Annotated in this window: 18 protein-coding genes, 1 tRNA gene and 1 other RNA gene; 15 read left to right on the forward strand and 5 right to left on the reverse strand. The window is 70.4% G+C overall.

Going from position 1 to position 18,646, the window contains the following annotated elements; translation table 11 throughout:
• Positions 1–3 precede the first annotated feature (3 nt).
• The 12 genes from ACFVNO_RS11245 to ACFVNO_RS11300 all read left to right on the forward strand — a co-directional run bounded on the left by ACFVNO_RS11245 (position 4) and on the right by ACFVNO_RS11300 (position 10,580).
• Positions 4–156 (forward strand): hypothetical protein, encoded by a 153-nt coding sequence (locus ACFVNO_RS11245; RefSeq protein WP_378891624.1) that lies wholly within the window; start codon positions 4–6, stop codon positions 154–156.
• Positions 153–359, forward strand: coding sequence for a hypothetical protein (locus ACFVNO_RS11250; RefSeq protein ID WP_378891627.1), 207 nt, complete (start codon positions 153–155; stop codon positions 357–359). Before ACFVNO_RS11245 ends, ACFVNO_RS11250 begins: the two co-directional genes overlap by 4 nt.
• Positions 356–1,609, forward strand: coding sequence for a hypothetical protein (locus tag ACFVNO_RS11255; RefSeq protein ID WP_378891630.1), 1,254 nt, complete (start codon positions 356–358; stop codon positions 1,607–1,609). The genes ACFVNO_RS11250 and ACFVNO_RS11255 overlap by 4 nt, the downstream gene beginning before the upstream one ends.
• Positions 1,609–1,788, forward strand: a complete 180-nt coding sequence (locus ACFVNO_RS11260) for a hypothetical protein (protein ID WP_378891632.1) — start codon at positions 1,609–1,611, stop codon at positions 1,786–1,788. Before ACFVNO_RS11255 ends, ACFVNO_RS11260 begins: the two co-directional genes overlap by 1 nt.
• An 84-nt stretch (positions 1,789–1,872) precedes the next feature.
• Positions 1,873–4,107: an FtsK/SpoIIIE domain-containing protein gene (locus tag ACFVNO_RS11265; protein WP_378891635.1), complete on the forward strand. Its 2,235-nt coding sequence runs from the start codon at positions 1,873–1,875 to the stop codon at positions 4,105–4,107.
• A gap of 243 nt (positions 4,108–4,350) precedes the next feature.
• Entirely contained in the window at positions 4,351–4,758 is a 408-nt protein-coding gene (locus ACFVNO_RS11270) for an RRQRL motif-containing zinc-binding protein (RefSeq protein WP_378891638.1), read from the forward strand.
• Complete coding sequence (locus ACFVNO_RS11275; protein WP_378891641.1) at positions 4,755–5,450, forward strand: DNA cytosine methyltransferase; 696 nt, start codon at positions 4,755–4,757, stop codon at positions 5,448–5,450. Before ACFVNO_RS11270 ends, ACFVNO_RS11275 begins: the two co-directional genes overlap by 4 nt.
• Entirely contained in the window at positions 5,447–6,358 is a 912-nt protein-coding gene (locus ACFVNO_RS11280) for a bifunctional DNA primase/polymerase (RefSeq protein ID WP_378891644.1), read from the forward strand. Before ACFVNO_RS11275 ends, ACFVNO_RS11280 begins: the two co-directional genes overlap by 4 nt.
• On the forward strand, positions 6,355–7,860 hold the full coding sequence (locus ACFVNO_RS11285) for a YfjI family protein (RefSeq protein WP_378891647.1): 1,506 nt from the start codon (positions 6,355–6,357) through the stop codon (positions 7,858–7,860). The genes ACFVNO_RS11280 and ACFVNO_RS11285 overlap by 4 nt, the downstream gene beginning before the upstream one ends.
• Positions 7,861–7,909: 49 nt before the next feature.
• Positions 7,910–8,110 (forward strand): helix-turn-helix domain-containing protein, encoded by a 201-nt coding sequence (locus ACFVNO_RS11290; RefSeq protein WP_121181709.1) that lies wholly within the window; start codon positions 7,910–7,912, stop codon positions 8,108–8,110.
• Positions 8,111–8,168: 58 nt separating this feature from the next.
• Positions 8,169–9,416, forward strand: a complete 1,248-nt coding sequence (locus tag ACFVNO_RS11295) for a tyrosine-type recombinase/integrase (protein WP_378891650.1) — start codon at positions 8,169–8,171, stop codon at positions 9,414–9,416.
• A 72-nt stretch (positions 9,417–9,488) separates the two neighbouring features.
• Positions 9,489–10,580 (forward strand): MrcB family domain-containing protein, encoded by a 1,092-nt coding sequence (locus ACFVNO_RS11300; protein ID WP_378891653.1) that lies wholly within the window; start codon positions 9,489–9,491, stop codon positions 10,578–10,580.
• A gap of 466 nt (positions 10,581–11,046) precedes the next feature.
• Here the strand turns inward: ACFVNO_RS11300 and ACFVNO_RS11305 are convergent.
• Together ACFVNO_RS11305 and ACFVNO_RS11310 are read right to left on the reverse strand one after the other, a co-directional pair.
• Positions 11,047–11,131: transfer RNA gene (locus tag ACFVNO_RS11305), tRNA-Ser, on the reverse strand.
• A gap of 55 nt (positions 11,132–11,186) precedes the next feature.
• Positions 11,187–12,527 carry a DUF2252 domain-containing protein gene (locus ACFVNO_RS11310; protein WP_355260636.1) on the reverse strand — a complete coding sequence of 447 codons (1,341 nt, stop codon included), beginning with the start codon at positions 12,525–12,527 and terminating at the stop codon, positions 11,187–11,189.
• Positions 12,528–12,620: 93 nt separating this feature from the next.
• On the opposite strand from ACFVNO_RS11310, the gene ffs reads away from it, so the two are divergent.
• Both ffs and ACFVNO_RS11320 read left to right on the forward strand, forming a co-directional pair.
• Positions 12,621–12,716: signal recognition particle sRNA small type (gene ffs / locus ACFVNO_RS11315), an RNA gene on the forward strand.
• 108 nt (positions 12,717–12,824) lie between these two features.
• Positions 12,825–15,011 (forward strand): DNA polymerase III subunit gamma and tau, encoded by a 2,187-nt coding sequence (locus ACFVNO_RS11320; protein ID WP_378891658.1) that lies wholly within the window; start codon positions 12,825–12,827, stop codon positions 15,009–15,011.
• Positions 15,012–15,062: 51 nt separating this feature from the next.
• Here ACFVNO_RS11320 and ACFVNO_RS11325 read toward each other — a convergent pair whose 3' ends face one another.
• A complete protein-coding gene (locus ACFVNO_RS11325; RefSeq protein WP_355260642.1) occupies positions 15,063–15,686 on the reverse strand; it encodes a TetR/AcrR family transcriptional regulator in 624 nt (207 codons plus the stop codon).
• A gap of 111 nt (positions 15,687–15,797) precedes the next feature.
• Between ACFVNO_RS11325 and ACFVNO_RS11330 the strand changes: the two genes are divergently transcribed.
• Complete coding sequence (locus ACFVNO_RS11330; protein WP_355260645.1) at positions 15,798–16,001, forward strand: DUF6243 family protein; 204 nt, start codon at positions 15,798–15,800, stop codon at positions 15,999–16,001.
• A gap of 147 nt (positions 16,002–16,148) precedes the next feature.
• Here ACFVNO_RS11330 and ACFVNO_RS11335 read toward each other — a convergent pair whose 3' ends face one another.
• Both ACFVNO_RS11335 and ACFVNO_RS11340 read right to left on the reverse strand, forming a co-directional pair.
• Positions 16,149–17,339 (reverse strand): rRNA adenine N-6-methyltransferase family protein, encoded by a 1,191-nt coding sequence (locus ACFVNO_RS11335; RefSeq protein ID WP_355260648.1) that lies wholly within the window; start codon positions 17,337–17,339, stop codon positions 16,149–16,151.
• A gap of 107 nt (positions 17,340–17,446) precedes the next feature.
• Complete coding sequence (locus ACFVNO_RS11340) at positions 17,447–18,610, reverse strand: alkene reductase (protein ID WP_355260651.1); 1,164 nt, start codon at positions 18,608–18,610, stop codon at positions 17,447–17,449.
• Positions 18,611–18,646 lie beyond the last annotated feature (36 nt).

The raw sequence follows: 18,646 nt of genomic DNA on the forward strand, positions 1-18,646 counted from the left end.
ACCATGACGTCTCTGCTCACTCTGCTGATCACCTTCGGCGTGCTCGCTGGCCTGTGGTGGTTGTTCTTCGCTGGTATCCGCGCCGACATGGAAGCCATTGCCGAGATCAGCGCCCGCCGTGCCCGCCGCGACAAGGCCCGGAAGGAGTCCCGGTGACCACCACCCACATGATCCAGGCCGCCGGCGTCCTCACCCTGTGCGCGGTGCTGCTGCTGGCCCTGCTCGTAGTCGTGCTCCGGTTGGCGGCCCTGCCGCTGGCCGGAGCGGCCCTGGCCCTTGACCACACCGCCGCACTGGTCGCCCGTCCTCTGCCGCCGATGCCCGTCCGCTCCCCGCACCCGGAAGGAGGCGCCCGGTGACTTCCCAGCAGGACGCCACTCCCGCCCCCGGACAGGAGCGCACTCCCGAGCAGATCCGGCAGGACCTCGCGGCCAAGCGCCACCGGGTTGCCGCCCGCAAGGATGACCGCCTGGAGCGCTTCCGTGACAAGGCCCGGCGTGCGATGGACGCCCGCGCCATCCGTCAGGACCTGACCCGCGACCGCACCGCTGCCGATCTGGAGCGCGCCAAGCTGGCCGCCGACATCTCCCAGTCCGCGGAAGCCCGCGCGCTGCGAGTCCAGCGCACCCGCACCCTGACCCTGGCCGCACTGATGCCCGTGCTCGTGGCCTTCGCCGGATGGTCGACCGCGGGTGTGCACGCCGGCGCCGCCGCCATGACCGGCGCCGAACCGTTCACCGCGATGTGGTGGATGCTCTGGCTGCTGGAGCCCGCCCTGATCGGCATCGTCGGATGGGTGATCTTGTGCCGCTCCCGGCTGGAGTCCTCGGGCGGCTCCCTGCCCGAGGAAGCCGACAGGATCATGTGGGGCTGTCTGGCCGTGAGCATTCTGCTCAACACCGTCGGACACTGGCCCACGGAGTGGACCGGCACGGCCGTGGGCGGGCTGTTCGCTCACTCGCTGGGGCCGGTCGGAGCGGCGATGACCGCGCACCTGATCGGTGTCATCGAGAAGGGCATCACCAACGCGCGCCCCACCGAGGGGCCGGGGGTCAAGACCCTCGCTGAACTGACCGACGACAGCACCCACGAGAGCGCCCCCGGCAGTGCTTCCGAGAGCGCTGCCGAACCCGCTCCGCTCGTGACAGTGGTCGACCGCTCTCGGTTCCCCGAGCGCGCTCTGGAAGTGCCCGCAGGAGCGGTCCGGCTGCCTGTGGTCCGGTGTTCCCGCCCTGCCCCTGGGAAGAGTGCCCGCACCACCACCGAGAGCGCTTCCGAGACCGGGCGCCGTTCGACTCCTGAACAGGGCGAACAGCAGGGTTCGAAAGCACCCGCCAAGCCGCGCTCGGACAAGGGCCGAAAGCTCCCCAAGAGCGCCGTGCCGACCGCTAACAAGTCCACCACGCGAGCGCTTTCGGATGAGGACCTGGCCGAGCGCCTTGACCAGATCATCGCTGCCGGAGAGCTGCCCGAGGGTGCTTCCGTGCGTCGAGTGCAGACCGCACTCGGATGCAGTTTCGACCGCGCCAAGCGCGTGCTGTCGAAGCGAGAGGAGAGCACCGAAGCGGTGCTGTCCGTGGTCCGCGACCGCGATCAGGAGGCCGCCTGATGCTCGGCTGGCTGTTCGGTCCCCAGACCTATGAGTCCTTCGTTCAGTCCTACGCCCTGGTTGACGGCAGCTACGCCTACCAAGCCCGGTGCGCGTGCGGCTACTTCTCCGACGTCTACCTCCACGACCAGGGCTTTGTGGAGGACCTGCGGGAGAACCACGCCGTCACCCACCAGTGACCTCGACAGCTTACGGGGCGGCAGCCCCACTCCGCCAAGAACACGGCTGCCGCCCCACCCCACCAGCAGTGAGGAGCTTCCAGCATGAGCCACCCCGAACCCCGTAGCGACCGCACCGACAGCGAGAACGTCGTGGCCTTCCCCACCCGCCCCGCGATCGGAACCGAGCCTGAACCCAAGCCGTCGACCATCGAACGTGTCGACCCCGCCGACGTCGAAGTCCTCGACATGGAGGACACAGCCGCGGCCCGGCCCGTGGACGCACTGCCCACCACCCGCGTCGGTGGATGGATGGACGACCGCCGCGCGCTGCTCGACACCGCGCCCGCCCTGGTGCCGTCCTATCTGCGCGACAAGCAGGAGTTCGCCGAGAACGCCCGCTTCATCGTGGAGTACTACGCCCGCATAAGCGCCTACCGCGCCACCCGCTCACCCATCTACCTGCTCAAGCTCATGTCGCGCTCCCCACGCGGCGCCGGCCGAGCGGTCGCGGTCTGGGGACAGTGGGCGTTCGACACCGAAGCCCGAGAACTGCGCAAGGCCGCTGCCGGTCGGGGCGAGACCACGGGTCGCGGAAGCACGGCCGAGTACATGATGCTCTCCCGCCAGCACACCGCCCGAGTGCGTGCCCGCCTGCTCAGCTCCCTTGTGGTCGCGCTCGGTGTGACCACGGTCGGGGCGGTCGCGCTGGCCAGCGCTCCGGCGTGGGCGTCGATGTCCGGCATCATCGCGATGCTGGCCTTGTTCGGGGCCGCCGGACGCAAGGCGGACTCCAAGCCCATCATCGACCGGTGGACCTCCCCGCACATCCAGCGGGAGCTGACCTCGACCGAGGTCGTGGCCGCCCTGGAAGCGATCGGGGTCAAGGGTCGCGTGGACTTCGTCAACCCCATCCAGACCGACGGCCCCGGCTGGCGTGCGGAGGTCGACCTGCCCCCGGGCTACCTGACGGAGAAGGTGCTGGAGGAGCGCGCCAAGCTGGCCGGAGCGATGCGCCGGCCGCTGACCACCGTGTGGCCCGAGTCCGACTCCGAGGCGCACCCGGGCCGCTTGGTGCTGTGGGTGGCCAAGAAGGACCCGGCCAAGGCCAAGCGCCGCCTGTGGCCGCTGATGACGGATGGCCAGACCGACCTGTTCGCCGATATCCCCTTCGGGTTCGACCCGCGCGGGCGCGTGATCCCGCTCAACCTGATGTACACCAACCTGCTGATGGGCGGTGTGCCCGGTTCCGGGAAGACGTCGGGCGTCATGGTGGTCGCGCTGGCCGGCGCGCTCGATCCCACCTGCGAGATGTGGGTGTACGAGATGAAGGGCTCCGGCGACCTTGACGCCCTCCAGCCGGTCTGTCACCGGTACGTGTCCGGGGACGACGACGAACACTGCGCTTCGGGATTGGACGCGCTGCGCAAGCTGGAGAAGGAGCTGAAGCGCCGCAAGAAGATCATCGCCGGGCTCCCTTCCGACCAGGTGCCCAAGGGCCGCAAGGTCTACCCCCACCTGGCGAAGAACAGGAAGCTGGGGCTGCACCCGCTGCTGGCGATCTTCGATGAGGCACACACCCTCTTCGAGCACGAGGAGTACGGCAAGGAAGCCGCCGAGATCGCCGGACGCCTGGTCCGCAAGGCCCGTGCGTACGGGATCATCCTGGTCGTCACGACCCAGCGGCCCGACGCCAAGTCCCTGCCCAAGGTGATCAGCGACAACGTCTCGACTCGGTTCTGCCTGGCCGTGGTCGGTCAGCAGGCCAACGACATGGTGCTCGGCACGTCGATGTACAAGAACGGCGTGCGCGCCACGATGTTCGACCCCAAGAAGGAACCAGGCACCGGTTGGCTGGTCAAGTCCAGCCACGACACCCAGATCGTCAAGGCCGCGTTCATCGAGCAGGCCGAAGCGATCGACATCAGCAAGCGCGCGCTGGCGCTGCGCACCGCCGCGGGAACCCTGTCGGGTGAGGCTGCTGGGGAGAGCATCGCCGCAGAGGACACCACGACGCTGCTCGATCACCTCGCAGCGGTCTGGCCGGCGGGTGAGGACACGATGCACTCCGTGCGCCTGGTCCAAGCCCTGGCGTCCTACCGGCCCGACACCTACGGCCCCTGGACCGAGTCCGAGGTTCCGGTGGGCGAGATGTCGCGCGAGGAACAGCGCGCCCATGAGACCCGGATGGCCACCACCCTGTCGAACGCGCTGGCGCCGTTCGGAGTGCACACCGGACAGGTCACCAAGCGTGGCGACGGAGGGTCCCGCAAGGGCGTCAAGCGCGTCGACCTGGATGCCGCTCTGGCCCGCTCCGGCGCCCTGACGGAGGGTGCATAGCCCGCCCGGACGGCTTCACCGGCCCCGAAACCGGTTTCGGGGCCGACATCACCCAAAACCGCAGGTGACCAGCCACGATGTCGGGTTTCAGTCCCGTCGTCGGCATTCTGTGAACGCACGAAAAAGCGGCCCCGGTGCATAGCCGCCAAGCAACCCACCGGGACCGCGCTCCCAAAGAAGCACTCCACACATCACTGCGAGGAGCACTCCCATCATGCAGCACGCCCGCGCGGAGGTCACGCCGTGACGAACCTCCGCTTCCTCGACCCTGACGGCTCCCGGCACGGCCTCCCCACCTACCCATGGGGCATGGCATGGCTGGCCGACGACGACATGGCCACCCGCAAGCAGCTGGCCGCCATGGGCCTGCGCCCCGGCAGCACTCACCCCGCTGCACAGGTGATGTGGCGCTCCCGACGCGCCAAGAACGGCGTCCGTACCGCTGCTCTGTACCGGATCAGCGAGGCTCTGCCGAAGCAGCCGGTCACCGAGGCCAAGGCTCGTTCCCTGGCTGCGGCGATGCGCGCCCGCCGCACCTGCCCGACCTGCCACCAGGTCTTCATCTGCTGCATCCCCACCTCACTGGGTGAGTGCCCGGCCTGCCACGAGGGCGACAGCCCCGAGGCGTGGGAACTGGAGGTGGCGGCATGACGCGGCGTCTGCGGATCCTGGACCTGTTCTCCTGCGCCGGCGGGGCCGCCATGGGCTACTACCGTGCCGGATTCGAGGTCGTCGGTGTGGACATCTCACCCCAGCCCCGGTACCCGTTCGAGCACCACGTCGCCGACGCCATCGGCTTCGCTCTCTCGCACGGCCATGAGTTCGACGCGATCCACGCCTCCCCTCCCTGCCAGTCCTTTTCGACCCTGAACGCCTACAACAAGAAGAGCTACCCCGACCTCATCGCCCCGGTGCGTGAGCTGTTGGAGACGTCCGGCCGGCCGTGGGTGATGGAGAACGTCCCCCAAGCACCGCTCCGGGACCCGGTTGTCTTGTGCGGGCCTATGTTCGGGCTCACCGTGTACCGGCACCGCGGCTTCGAGACCGGCGGAAGGTTCACCCTGCCGCAGCCCGAGCACGCCCGTCACGTCGCGCTGTGCGCTCGCAACGGGTACCTGCCCACCGTCGAGCGATCGTTCATGACGATCAGCGGTGGCGCTCACTCCCGGGCGTGGCAGCTCGCCGCGTGCGACGCGATGGGCGTCCCGTGGATGAAGGCACCCGCGGGCGGTGACGTGAAGCTGGGGATCCGTGAGGTGTGCGAGGCGATCCCGCCGGCGTACACGCAGTGGATCGGCGCCCGCCTGGCCACGGCCTTGACTGTCGGGGCGGTGGCGGCATGAGCACCCCTACGAACGTCCTGCCCTACGCCCTCGCAGCCGCACGTCGCGGGTGGCACGTGTTCCCGCTGCGCACCCGCGCCAAGCGGCCCGTGCGCAACTTCACCGACTGGGAGCGGCACGCCACCCGCGATGCGGACGCCATCACTGCCCACTGGGGAGCACACCCCGCCCACAACCTCGCCATCGCGTGCGGACCCTCCGGACTGGTGGTCATCGACCTGGACACCCCCAAAGACAGCGAGACGCCTCCGCCGGAGTGGGCACGGCCCGGCATCACCAACGGCGCCGACGTGCTCGCCGCACTGGCTGAGGAACACGCAGACGGCGACACCTCGTTCCTGGGCACGTTCACCGTCACAACCCGCCGGGGCGGTACTCACCTGTACTACGCGGCCCCGGACGGCGCGGCCTACCGCAACACCTCAGGCCGGTTGGGGTGGCTGATCGACACCCGCGCCACGGGCGGGTACGTCGTCGGCCCCGGGTCGTACGTGGCCGACGTCGACGGACGCGGCCCCTACGAGGTCACCAACCCCGCACCCGTGGCGCCGCTGCCCGAGTGGTTGGCCACCCTGCTGGAGCCCGCACGCCGGCGCCCGGTCACCTCGGGCCAGGTGCACTCCATGCTGGCCTCCCACCCTGGAGCGGCCACCTACGTCACCCGAGCCCTGCGCGGAGAGGTCGACCGCGTGCTCGCCTCAAGGGAGGGCAGCCGCAACCACACCCTGAACAAGGCCGCGTTTGCCGTGGGCACCCTGGTCGGGGCCGGGATGCTCCCCAAGCACCTGGCCGAAGACGCCCTGACGGCCGCCGGTGAGCGCATCGGGTTGGACCCCACCGAGTGTGAGGCGACCGTGCGCAGCGGCCTCCAAGCCGGGATCCGACGCCCGCGAGGAGCCGCCGCGTGAGCGCCGTTCACGACGCCCCCGGGACCGAGCCGGAGTGGGAGGCTCCCACTCCGCTCGGCACCCGCGGCAAGCTCCCGACCTTCCCCGCCGAGTGCCTGCCCGAGTGGATCCGCGCGTTCGTCCTGGCGCTGGCCGAGGAAACCCAGACCCCGGTGGACGCGGCCGGATGCATCGTCCTGGCCGCCCTGTCCACTGCGGCCGGCGGTCGCGCGATCGTTCAGGTGCGCGGCACCTACACCGAGCCGGTGAACCTGTTCACCGTGGTCGCCCTGCCACCCGCCTCGCGTAAGTCGGCGGTGTTCCGGGCCATCACCGCGCCGATCCTGGCAGTGGAGAAGGAACTGGCCGAACGGGTGCGTCCACAGATTGTGGAAGCCGAACTGGCCCGCTCGATCGCCGCCGGGGTCGCGGAGAAGGCCAAGGCCAAAGCCATCGCCTCCAAGGGCGCACCGGACGCAGTGGCCGACGCCACCGACGCCGCTTCCGCGATTGAAGACATCAAGGTCCCGGCCATCCCGCAGCTTTTCGTGGACGACGCCACCCCCGAGACTGCGGCCACGATCCTGGCCGACCAAGGCGGCAGGCTCGCCGTGTTGAGCGCGGAAGGCGGCATCTTCCAGATCCTCGCGGGCCGCTACAGCGGCTCCCCGAACTTCGACCTGTTCCTGAAAGGCCACGCCGGCGACATGCTGCGCGTGGACCGCAAGGACCGCTCCGAGCACGTCGACAGCGCCATCTTGACCTTGGGGTTGTCGGTGCAGCCGGACGTCATCCGCGAGATCGCCACCGGCCCCGGATTCCGCGGCAAGGGCCTGCTGGGGCGGTTCCTGTACTCGCTGCCCGAGTCCAACATCGGGACTCGCAACCAGGAACCCGAACCGATCCCCGAGCAGGTAGCCGCCACCTACAACGAGCGGCTGGCCCGCATGGTGGTGCACCTGTTCGACTGGACCGACCCCCAGCGCCTCCAGCTCTCGCCCAAAGCCGACCAGCTCCGGCTCGACTACGCCCGCGAGCTGGAGCCGCGGCTTCACCCGAAGACCGGCGATCTGGGGCACATGTCCGACTGGGCAGGCAAGTCGGTCGGAGCGACCGTGCGGATCGCGGCGCTGCTGCATCTGGCCGACAATCCCGTAGACGGTTACCGGCTCCCCATCAGCGCGGACACCATGGCCGCGGCGGTCCGGATCGGTGAGTACTTCACCGTCCATGCCGAAGCGGCCTTCGACCACATGGGCGCCGATCCGGAGATGGAGCGCGCCCGCCTGGTCCTGGACTGGATTACCCGTAAGAAGCTCGCACGGTTCACCGTGCGCGAGGCGTTCTCCGGTCTGCCGCGCGGGACCTTCCCCAAGGTCGCCGACGTCCTGCCGTCCCTGGAACTGCTGGAGGGCTACGGCTGGATCGCCATGGAACCCCCACCACCACGGAACCCGAAGGGTGGACGCCCGCCCTCACCCGCCTACCAGGTTCATCCGCAGTTCAGCGGCCCCGGCGCATAGCCGCCAAGCAACCAGCCGGGATCGCACCCCAAGAAAGGAAGCACTGCCCATGACCACTCAGAAGAAGCTCCTGCGAGTCGAGGAAGCCGCCGCACTGCTCGGCATCGGCCGCACCCGCGCCTTCGAACAGATCCGGCTCGGACGCCTGCGCTCCGTCAAGATCGGCACCTCCCGCCTGGTGCCCGCCGTCGCCCTTGACGAGTACGTGGACCTGCTGCTCTCCGAGAGCGCCCACGACCGCGCGGCGTGACCCCCTCGCGGGGCCGCACCGACGCGGCCCCGCTCCGGACTTCTCAGGAGCGGAACACATGACGGACAACTCCAAGCGCACCCGGCAGCCCAACGGAGCCTCCTCCATCTACCTCGGAAAGGACGGCTACTGGCACGGGCGCGTGACCGTGGGGGTCAAAGACGACGGCAAGCCGGACCGGCGCCACGTGATGCGCAAGACCCGGAAGGACATCACCAAGGCCGTTCGGGAGCTGGAGCGCAAGCGGGAGAACGGAAGCGTGCCCAAGGCCGGACAGCGGTGGCGGGTCGCCGACTGGCTCACACACTGGCTGGAGAACATCGCCGCGGCCTCGGTGAGCGAGTACACCTATTCCGGCTACCGCGTGGATGTCCGCGTTCACCTCATCCCCGGACTCGGTGGTCACTGGCTGGACAAGCTCCAGCCCGAACACCTGGAACGCTTCTACGCCAAGATGCAGGCGAACGGCAGCAAGCCCGCGACCGCCCACCACGCCCACCGCACCATCCGGGCCGCTCTCAACGAGGCAGTGCGACGCGGTCACCTGGCGAAGAATCCGGTGGTGCTGGCCAAAGCGCCGCGGGTCTCGGAGGAAGAAGTGGAGCCCTACTCAGTGGGGGAGGTCCGGCGCCTGATGAAGCTGGCCACCGAACGGCGCAACGGCGCACGATGGGCTGTCGCGCTGGCTCTCGGACTCCGGCAGGGAGAGGCATTGGGACTGCGCTGGCCTGACGTCGATCTCGTTTCCGGTGGTCTGCGGGTACGCCGGAACCTGCTTCGGCCAAAGTACGCGCACGGGTGTGGGGACACGTGCGGACGCAAGCCGGGATTCTGCCCGGAGAAGGTCCGCACGAACCCGCTGACCAAGAACACCAAGTCGACCGCGGGAAGGCGTCCGATCGGTCTTCCTGGGCCCCTGGCCGCACTTCTGCGGGAGCACCGGGCCACCCAGGAACGGGAACGGGACGCCGCTGGAGACCTCTGGGAGGAGGGAGGTTGGGTGTTCGCCGACGAGTTCGGCCGGCCGCTCAGCCCCAACACCGACCACCACGAGTGGAAGGCCCTGCTTCGAGAGGCTGGACTGCGGGAGGCACGCCTTCACGACGCCCGGCACACCGCCGCCACAGTGCTGCTGATCCTGGGAGTGCCAGAGCGCGCCGTCATGGGGATCATGGGCTGGTCTTCATCCTCGATGGCCAAGCGCTACCAGCACGTGGTGCACGAGGTTCGCACGGACGTCGCCGACCGCATCGGGGGGCTGATCTGGGAGTCTCCCCAGGAGGGAGAGGACGGCTCAGATTCCTAGACGGTTTCTGTTCCTTCGGCGACCGGAGCTCCGGTAGGAAGGTATCTAACGTTTAGGCGGAGAGGAACACACATGGATCTGAGGACATACCTTAGAACGGTGGCTGACGAGTTTGACTTTGCAGCCCCGATGGATTCTAAGGCTCAAAAAATGCTCCGGCAAGCCGATCGGCACCTAGGGCATCTAGCTCCAGCTGGTCTGGTGATTCATGGGAGTGGGGGTATGGGCACTCCAACTTTCACTCCTTGGGTGGGTCTTTTTGATCCTGATGAAACGACGAAGCCCGGTCAGGGTCTGTACGTTGTTTACCTCTTTGCCAAGGAGATGGACTCTGTTACCCTGATGCTTCTTCAGGGGGTGACAGATCTGAGAGAGAAGCTTCGTAAGGAGGGGAGAGTATCTGAACTTCGGCCGTTGCTTCTGAGTGCGGCAAACGAATTCAGAAAGGAGCTCACGAAGTCTTCGCTGAAGGGGTGGGACACTGACGTCAATTTGGGATCTAGTGGCTGGCGGCAGAAGGCTTACGAAGCGGGCAACATTGTGTCACGGCGGTACTCTCTAGTCGATGGATTGCCATCTGAGGACGAGCTTAGGCGGGACCTTTGGGAGATCACCGATCTCTACCAGAGGGCTTGTCTGGCACGGAAGCACGGCACGGCTACTGGGGATGTTCTGGTTGATCCGGTCGCTCCCAAGCTCATTGACGATCTCTTCATGGAGTTTCGTCCTAAGGATGATTCTGAGTATGTGACCCACCTCGCTGGCCGTACGCTCAATAAGCAGCGTCGACATGAAACTTTGATTCGAGACTATGGGACGGCCTTGGCGAAAGCGGGATTCACTCCGGCTACCAACGTTCATCCGAGGGACCTCATGCTTAAGAAGGATGGTTCTGAGTGGCTCGTGGAGGCGAAGGTCGTATATGAGGGAAATGCGACTGGGGCAGTCCGAGAGGCAGTGGGTCAGTTGCTGTCCTATAGACATTTCCTGCACCCATACCCGCCGTTTCCCAAACTCGTTGCGCTTTTCACCGAGGAGGTGGGTGACGGGTATGTAGGGTTCCTTGAGTCCCTTGGAATCGCAGTGGTATGGAAGGGAATCAATGGATGGGAAGGTTCCGTGTCAGCGATCCAAGATGGGCTGGTCATTGATGAGGCGGGATGAGCCATCTACGATCAGGACCTTCGAGGTGTACGGATTCCTGTTTGGGGTTCATCGACACGTGGGGTCGGCTTTGTAGATCCCCGGTGACGGGTCTGGACGCACTCTCGACACGTGGTTGCGGCGGTCGTCGAAGACGGGGGCACATCCTCTGTGAGGCCGGTGTAGAGGAGTCCCGTTCGAGCGGCGCGCGGAACGTCGCGTTGGCCGTGCTGCCCCCCTGCGGAGACGGCGGAGTGCACGGTGGTGCGGCATGGCTTGGCCTCGCTCGCCACGGTGAGGGACCCAGGTGCTTCGATGAGGTCCGCACGGACGTCGCGGACCGCGTCGGGGGACTGATCTGGGAGTCTCCCCAGGAAGCCGGAGACGGCTCCGCAGAAGCCAACTGAGACTAAAACTGAGACTACGGACGACGAAGGCCCCGACCGGTGTCCGGTCGGGGCCTTGCGTCTGCCCTGGTGGGCGGCGGCGGAGGATAGGGGATTCGAACCCCTGAGGCGTTGCCACCAACACGCTTTCCAAGCGTGCGCCCTAGGCCACTAGGCGAATCCTCCGCGAACAACTCTACAGGTTGTCGGAGTGTGCTTCGAACGGGTTTCTCCGGGCCCCTCAGCCGTGGCTGGAGCGGACCCCGGAGATGGCGTTGTTGCGGAACGCGTCGACGAACAGCGCGTGGTCCGCGCGCACCTGGGCGGCGTAGGCGTGCGCGAACGCGGCGCACCAGTCCACGAACTCCGTCTCGCGCCCGGCCAGCACGTTCATCAGCGCCTCCTCCACCTGCCAGTCCACGAGGGAGTCGTCGGCGTGGGAGTCGGACACGCAGTGCGCCTTGGCGGCGGCCCGGCCCAGGTATTCGAGCACCGGCGCGATGTCGGCGGGCTCGGTGAGCCCGTCCCAGTCCAGGTCGGTGGTGTAGGGCGACACCTCGCTCACCACGAACCCGCGACCGTCCATCTCGGTGTGGCCGAGCAGCGGGTCGGTGTGGGCCTGGAGCGCCCGCTGGGACACGGCGGTGCGGTGCCCGTGGTGCTCGAACGCGTCCATGATCTCGGGGTCGCGCACCACCCGGGACGGGGCGGCGACGTTGCCCTGCTTCATCGACAGCACCAGGTCGTTCTCCCAGGCCTCGGAGGGGCCCTCCACCAGGAACGTGTACGCGGGCAGCCCCGCCGAGCCGATGCCGAACCCGCCGCTGCCCACCACGTCCTTGACCTCGTAGCTGAGGGAGCCGTGCCGCCGGTCGGACGGGATGGTGCCCAGGTAGGCGCGGTAGGCGGCCAGGACCCGTTCGCGCTCCGGGTCGTCGAGCCGGCGCACCTTGGGCCCCTCGCGGAACAGCCGGGCGTACCCCTGGCGCCGGGTCATCGACAGGAGCATGGCGGAGCGGCTGTTGGACCGGGCCCGCTGCAGGACGTCGTGGACGGTGCCGTCGGTGGTGCCGAGCTTGAGGGAGAAGTCGCGGTCGCCGCCGTCCTGGGCGAACGCCGCCACCTGGGAGACGTAGGAGCCGACGCAGCGGCGCACGAGCGCGTCGATGTCGTCGTCGGACAGGGCCTTGCGCCAGGCGGTCAGGGCGATGCTCGCCGACAGCCGCAGCACGTCCCAGGTGAAGTGGCCCGGGTAGGCCTCGTCGAAGTCGTTGACGTCGAACACGAAACGCCCGGTCGCGTCCATGTAGGTGCCGAAGTTCTCGCTGTGCAGATCGCCCTGGATCCACACCCGGGAGGTGCGCGCGTCGGCCCACGGGTCCTCGGCGTCGCCGACGTCGGCGTAGAACAGGGCGGCGCTGCCCCGGTAGAAGGCGAAGGGGTCGGCCGCCATCCTGCGGAACTTGAACCGGAACGCCGCGGGCGCCGCCGACATCAGGTCGGCGAAGGCGTCCTCCAGCACGGAGACGATGAGGTCGCGGCGCCCTGGGGACCGGTCGACCGGGGAGTGGGGGTCGAACATGCGACCATCATCCCCCGGCGCGCGCCGCGGGGCCACGCGGTGGCCGGTCCCGGCCGGTTGCCCGAGCACCCCCGTGTTCGGATAGACTTCGGGGCAGACCCCTCGTGCGGCGTCATCCCATGAACCTCCCCAGGGCCGGAAGGCAGCAAGGATAAGTGGGCTCTGGCGGGTGCGCGGGGGGTCCTTTCTGTTTTCTCCGGCCCGGTCCACCCCAGGTTTCTCCCCGGAACCGGCGCGAGCTGTCGGTGCTCGCGGGTTGAATGGACCCGTGGCAGGGACCAGGGGAGTGATCACGCCGTGAGCATCGCGCTGTACCGCAAGTACCGTCCCGCGACGTTCGCCGAGGTGCGCGGACAGGAGCACGTGACCGAACCGCTGCGCCAGGCGCTGCGCAGCGGCCGGATCAACCACGCGTACCTGTTCAGCGGCCCCCGGGGCTGCGGCAAGACCACCAGCGCGCGCATCCTGGCCCGCTCCCTCAACTGCGCCCAGGGCCCCACCCCCGACCCGTGCGGCGAGTGCGACTCCTGTGTGGCGCTGGCCCCCGACGGCGGCGGCAGCATCGACGTCATCGAGATCGACGCGGCCTCCCACGGCGGTGTGGACGACGCCCGCGACCTGCGCGAACGCGCGTTCTTCGCGCCGGTCAGCTCGCGCTACAAGGTGTACATCATCGACGAGGCGCACATGGTGACCCGCGAGGGCTTCAACGCGCTGCTGAAACTGGTGGAGGAGCCCCCGCCGCACCTGAAGTTCGTGTTCGCGACCACCGAGCCGGAGAAGGTCATCGGCACCATCCGGTCGCGCACCCACCACTACCCGTTCCGGCTGATCCCGCCGAGCACCCTCCGGGAGCTCATGGAGGACCTGTTGGAGCAGGAGAAGGTGGCCTACGACCCGGCGGCGCTGCCGCTGGTGGTGCGGGCGGGCGCGGGTTCGGCCCGCGACACCCTGTCGGTGCTGGACCAGCTCATCGCGGGCTCGGACGACCAGGGCATCACCCGTGAGGGCGCGGTGTCCCTGCTGGGGTACACCGACTCCAGCCTGCTGGGCGAGATGGTGGACGCGCTGGGCGCGCGCGACGGCGCCGCGGTGTTCTCCCTGATCGACCGGATGGTGGAGGGCGGCCACGACCCCCGGCGGTTCGCCACGGACCTGCTGGAGCGGTTCCGCGACCTGGTGGTGCTGGCCGCGGTCCCGGACGCCCTGGACAAGGGCCTGGTGAACGTGGCCGCCGAGGCCGCCGACCAGATGAAGGCCCAGGCGACCCGGCTGGGCCCGGCCGAGCTGACCCGCGGCGCGGACATCCTCAACCAGGGCCTGACGGAGATGCGCGGGGCGACGGCGCCCCGGCTGGTGCTGGAGCTGATGTGCTCGCGCATCCTGCTGCCGTCGGCCGACGGCGACCAGGGCGCGCTGCTGGCCCGGCTGGAGCAGATGGAGCGGCGGATCGCCGCGGGTCCGGTGGCGCCCGCCGCGCCCGCCGCGCCGGCGGCACCCGTCCAGGCGCCGCAGCCCGCCCCGGCCCCCGCCGCGTCCGCGGCCCCGGAACAGCCCCGGCAGCCGCAGCCCGCGCCGCAGGAGCACCGCCGGCCGTCGCAGGCACAGCAGCCGCAGCCGCAGCCCAGGGCCGCCGAGCCAGACGGCTGGGACGCCGCACCGGCCCGGCGCGAACCCGCCCCGGCGGCGCCCGCGCCCGCCGCGTCCGCTCCCGCGCCCCAGGGCGGCGGGGCGGTGGACCTGGGCCGGATCCAGGCCTCCTGGCCGCAGATCCTGGACGCGGTCAAGCGCCTGCGCCGCTTCACCTGGATGGTGCTGACCGGCAGCGACGTGCGCCCGGTCGGAGTGGAGGGCAACGCCGTCGTCCTCGGCTTCTCCCGGCCCAACGAGGCCCGGGGCTTCGGCAACAGCGGCAGCGACCAGGTGGTGGCCTCGGCCGTCCAGCAGGTGCTGGGCATGGAGGTGCGGGTGACCGCCGTCTCCGGGGGCGGCACTCCGGCCCCGGCGCCCGCTCCCGCCCGGCCGGCCGAGCCCGCGGGGTGGGACGCCCCCGCCCCGGCGGCCCAGCCCCCGGCCCAGCCCCCGGCCCCGGCCCCGGAGCGTCCGGCCGGCCCCCAGGAGGTCCGGGAGCAGCCCGCGCAGCCGCAGTCCGGACATCAGGAGCGGCCGGCGCCGCAGGCTCCGGCGGGACCGCCGCCGGACAGGATCGTCACCGGCCTCCAGGAGCCGCCGCCGGACCCCTACGAGGACGCCGCCGCGGCCCCGCCGCCGGAGGACTTCGGGCCCGAGCCGGCCGCCCCCGCCGCGCGCCCGGCCGCACCGGCGCCGAAGCCGGAGCCCGCCCAGGGCGCCGGGGCGCCCGAGCGGGCACCCGCCGCCGACGCCCGGCTCCCCCCGGGAGTGGGCGCCGCCCTCATCGAGACGCACCTGGGCGGCAGGGTCATCGAGGAGATCGAGCACGAGGCCCCGGACGCCTCCCTGTGACCCGGCCGGACCGGCCCGGACGGACCCGCCCCGGCGGCCCGGCCGGGCGGGTCAGCCCCGGGGGCCCAGCACCCGCAGCACGGTGTCGACCAGGGCGTCCACGTACGGGTGCGTCAGCTCCCCGGACCGCATGAGCCAGCGCTGCTGCACCGGCGCCAGCAGCAGGTCCACCGCCAGGGCGGGGTCCGTTCCGGCGTCCAGCTGCCCGGCCTCGCGCGCCGCCAGCAGCCGGTCCTGGAACGCCCGCATGTTGGGGAGCAGCAGCCGGTCCGCCACGCTTCGGGCCAGTTCCGGGTCGGTCTGCATCTCGGCGATGAACGCCCTGTTGACGCGGTCCATGAGAGGGTCGGCGTACTCGTCGACGATGGCGTGGAGTACCGTGCGCAGGTCGGCGTCGAGATCGCCGGTGTCCGGCAGCGGCTCGCCCGCGGTCCCGCCGGTCAGCTCCGTGAACACGTCGAACACCACCGCGGCCTTGGTCGGCCACCAGCGGTAGATGGTCTGCTTCCCGACCCGGGCCCGGGCCGCGATCGCCTCCATGGTCAGCCGGGCGTACCCGACCTCGCCCAGCAGCTCTCCCGCGGCTGCGAGGATGGCCTTGCGCGCCCGCTCGCTGCGACGCCGGGGATCGGGTGCGGGCCGGGCCGGTTCCTCCGGGGTGCTGGTCTGTGCCATACCTCCCACGGTAGCCCCAGAAAATGACGAGACGTATCGTCTTGCTGAAGGTAATCTGCTGGAGACCGGAACAGTACAGGGCGAGCCCGGACTCGCCCAGGGGGAGGTCCCATGGCCCGCAACAACGACAATCTCCTCGGCCTGGGCGGCGGGCGGGGCGTCTCCCGCTCCACCGCCAAGGGCGGCAGGGGCGGCCCCAGCGGCCCCAGCGCCGACGCCCAGCGCCGCAAGGAGGACCTGCTGCGCAAGATCAAGGAGCGCAGCAAGGCGGACGGCTCCGACGGGTCCGAGGACTCGGGCGAGAACAAGGAGTAGCCGGGGACCCGCGGGAGCGCGAGCTCCCCGGACGCCCCGGACACAGAGGAGCGCCCCCGGACCGGCCACGGTCCGGGGGCGCCCGTGCTCAGCGCGCCCGTGCGCGGATCCCGTCCCCGGACGTTCCGCTCCGCACGGGCTCCGGGCTCAGACCGGCCAGCCGGGGTGGTCCGGCGAGTCCAGCCACACCCGGTGCGCCCCGTCCTTGTCCACCGACAGCCCGAACCGGTCGGGGTCGGGCGTCCCCAGCCGCTCCCACTCCGCCAGGGCGTCCTCGAACTCGTCCCAGATGCTGCGCGGCCCGCCCTGTTCGATCATCCACGAGGTGCCGTAGGGGTACACGCGGACCCAGGACTCCCCGCCGTCGCACACCCACACCCCGGACCCGGTCCCGATCCAGCGGCGGCGCAGCCGCCAGTCGGGGACCATCACCGACAGCGCGAACGCCGACGGGAACGCCATCAGCGGCGCCACCGGGTCCGTCTGGGTGAGCCGGTACTCGTCGGGCTGCTGGCCGGCGTCGCGCACCGGCGGGAGCCGGGGGCCGGGCGTGCGCAGCGGCACGAACCCCACGCCGCCGTGGAAGGTCGCCCGCGCCGTCCCGTCGCCGGGGCACACCAGGCGGGCGAGCACGCCGGTGCCCTCCAGCAGGCCCCAGGGGCACACGGCCAGCCCGCCGGGGACGAGCTGGTCGATCCAGGCGGGCGGGACGCGCCGCACCCCGCAGGAGGAGACGATCCGGTCGTAGGGGGACTCCGCCGGCCAGCCCCCGTACCCGTCGCCGTCGACCACCGCCGGGGCCCGGCCCTCGGCGCGCAGGGTCTCGCGCGCGGTCCGGGCCAGGCGTTCGTCGATCTCCACGGACACCACCGAGGAGTCGCCCAGGCGGTGCGCCAGCAGCGCCGTGTTCCACCCGGTGCCGGTGCCGACCTCCAGCACCTTCTGCCCGCGGGCCAGGTCGGCCAGCTCCAGCATCCGGGCCAGGACTGTGGGCGCCGCGCTGGAGGAGGTGGCCCGGGAGGCCGACCGCCGCTGCTCGGGCACCCCGGCCCCCCGGTCGCGCCGCTCCTCGCGGTCCTGCTTCTCGTCGCGGGGGGCGAGGACGCCGGGTTCGTCGACCCTGGTGACGATCGCGTTGTCGGCATAGACGGCCGACAGCCACAGGTCGGGGTCGCTGGCCGCGTTGAGCGCTGTGCCGTGTGCGGTCAGGGCCCCGGTCTCGGGGATGAACCGGTGTCGGGGCACCGATCGGAACGCCTCGATCAGCGAGGCGTCGACCAGGGTGCCGTCCGCGATCATCGCCTCGATCAGCGCCGAATGGCGCTCTCGTGCGGTCAACACGTCCTCGACCCCCGTGCCTGTTGCGGTGACCGGCGGTGCTCGCGCGCACCGCCGGGACGGTTGTGCCCCGGGAGGCACGATTTCAACCGGCAGTGATGTTATCGCTACTCTTCGATATTACCCCTGGTGGAAACGGGCGATCGGAGAGTCGCAACCGCATCGTGCCGGGGCAGGTCCACGTATCCGTGCGGACCACTGCCGTAGTGGTAGTCCTTTCCCAGAATCGGCGTCCATGCCACCCCGGCGGCGATGCGTTCCACCACGTCGGGGTTGAAGATGTAGGGCCGCCCCACCGACACCAGGTCGGCCCGGCCCGAGGCGACGAGCGCGGTCGCGCTCTCCTGCGTGGTCTCGGCGTGCTCCCCGGTGTTGCCCACCAGGGTCCCCGCCCACCGGGGCCGCAGGTCGTCCAGGGCCGGGTACCGCGGATCGTCGGTGACGTGCAGGTAGGCCAGTCCCAGCGGGGCCAGGGCCGCCAGCAGCGCGTGGTACACCGGCGCGGGGTCCCGCTCCACCATTCCACCCTCCGTGTTGCCGGGGGAGATGCGCAACCCCACCCGGTGGGCGCCGATCGCCCCGGCGGCCGCCTCGACCGCCTCCACCGCGAACCGGATGCGCCCCGCGACGGACCCGCCGTACCGGTCGGCGCGCAGGTTGGTGCCGTCGGCCAGGAACTGGTGGACGAGGTAGCTGTTCGCCCCGTGGATCTCGACCCCGTCGAACCCGGCGCTCACCGCACGGAGGGCCGCCTCCGCGTGGCCCTCCGCCAGCCCGCGCACCTCCTCCTCGGTCAGCGCCCGCGGGACCACCGGGTCCGCCTTGCCGTCCAGGGTGTGCACCCGGTCGGCGGCGGCGACCGCCGAGGGCGCGACCGGGGTCCCCCCGCCGGGGAGGTTCGCGGGGTGGGAGTTGCGTCCGCCGTGCATGAGCTGCGCGAAGATCCGTCCGCCGGCCGCGTGCACGGCCCCGGTCACCGTTCGCCACCCGTCGATCTGCCCGGCGGTGTCCAGCCCGGGCTGGAGGGGGTGGATGCGCCCGCCGGCCACCGGGGCGATCCCCTCCGAGACGATGAGCCCGGCCCCGGCGCGCTGGCGGTAGTACTCGGCCATGAGCGGGGTGGGGACCCCGTGCGCGTCGGCGCGCAGCCGGGTCATGGGGGCCATGAGCACCCGGTTGGGCAGGGCCAGGCCGGACAGGTCGTAGGAGGCGAGCAGCGGGTGGCCGGTCGGGAGGGCGGCCGCTTCGGTCCGAGTCGTTGTCGTCGTCATGCCGTGAGCGTAAAATCTGACACGGATGTCAGATTC

Origin of the sequence: Nocardiopsis sp. NPDC057823 (genome assembly GCF_042797335.1) — a bacterium.
Lineage (GTDB): Bacteria > Actinomycetota > Actinomycetes > Streptosporangiales > Streptosporangiaceae > Nocardiopsis > Nocardiopsis changdeensis.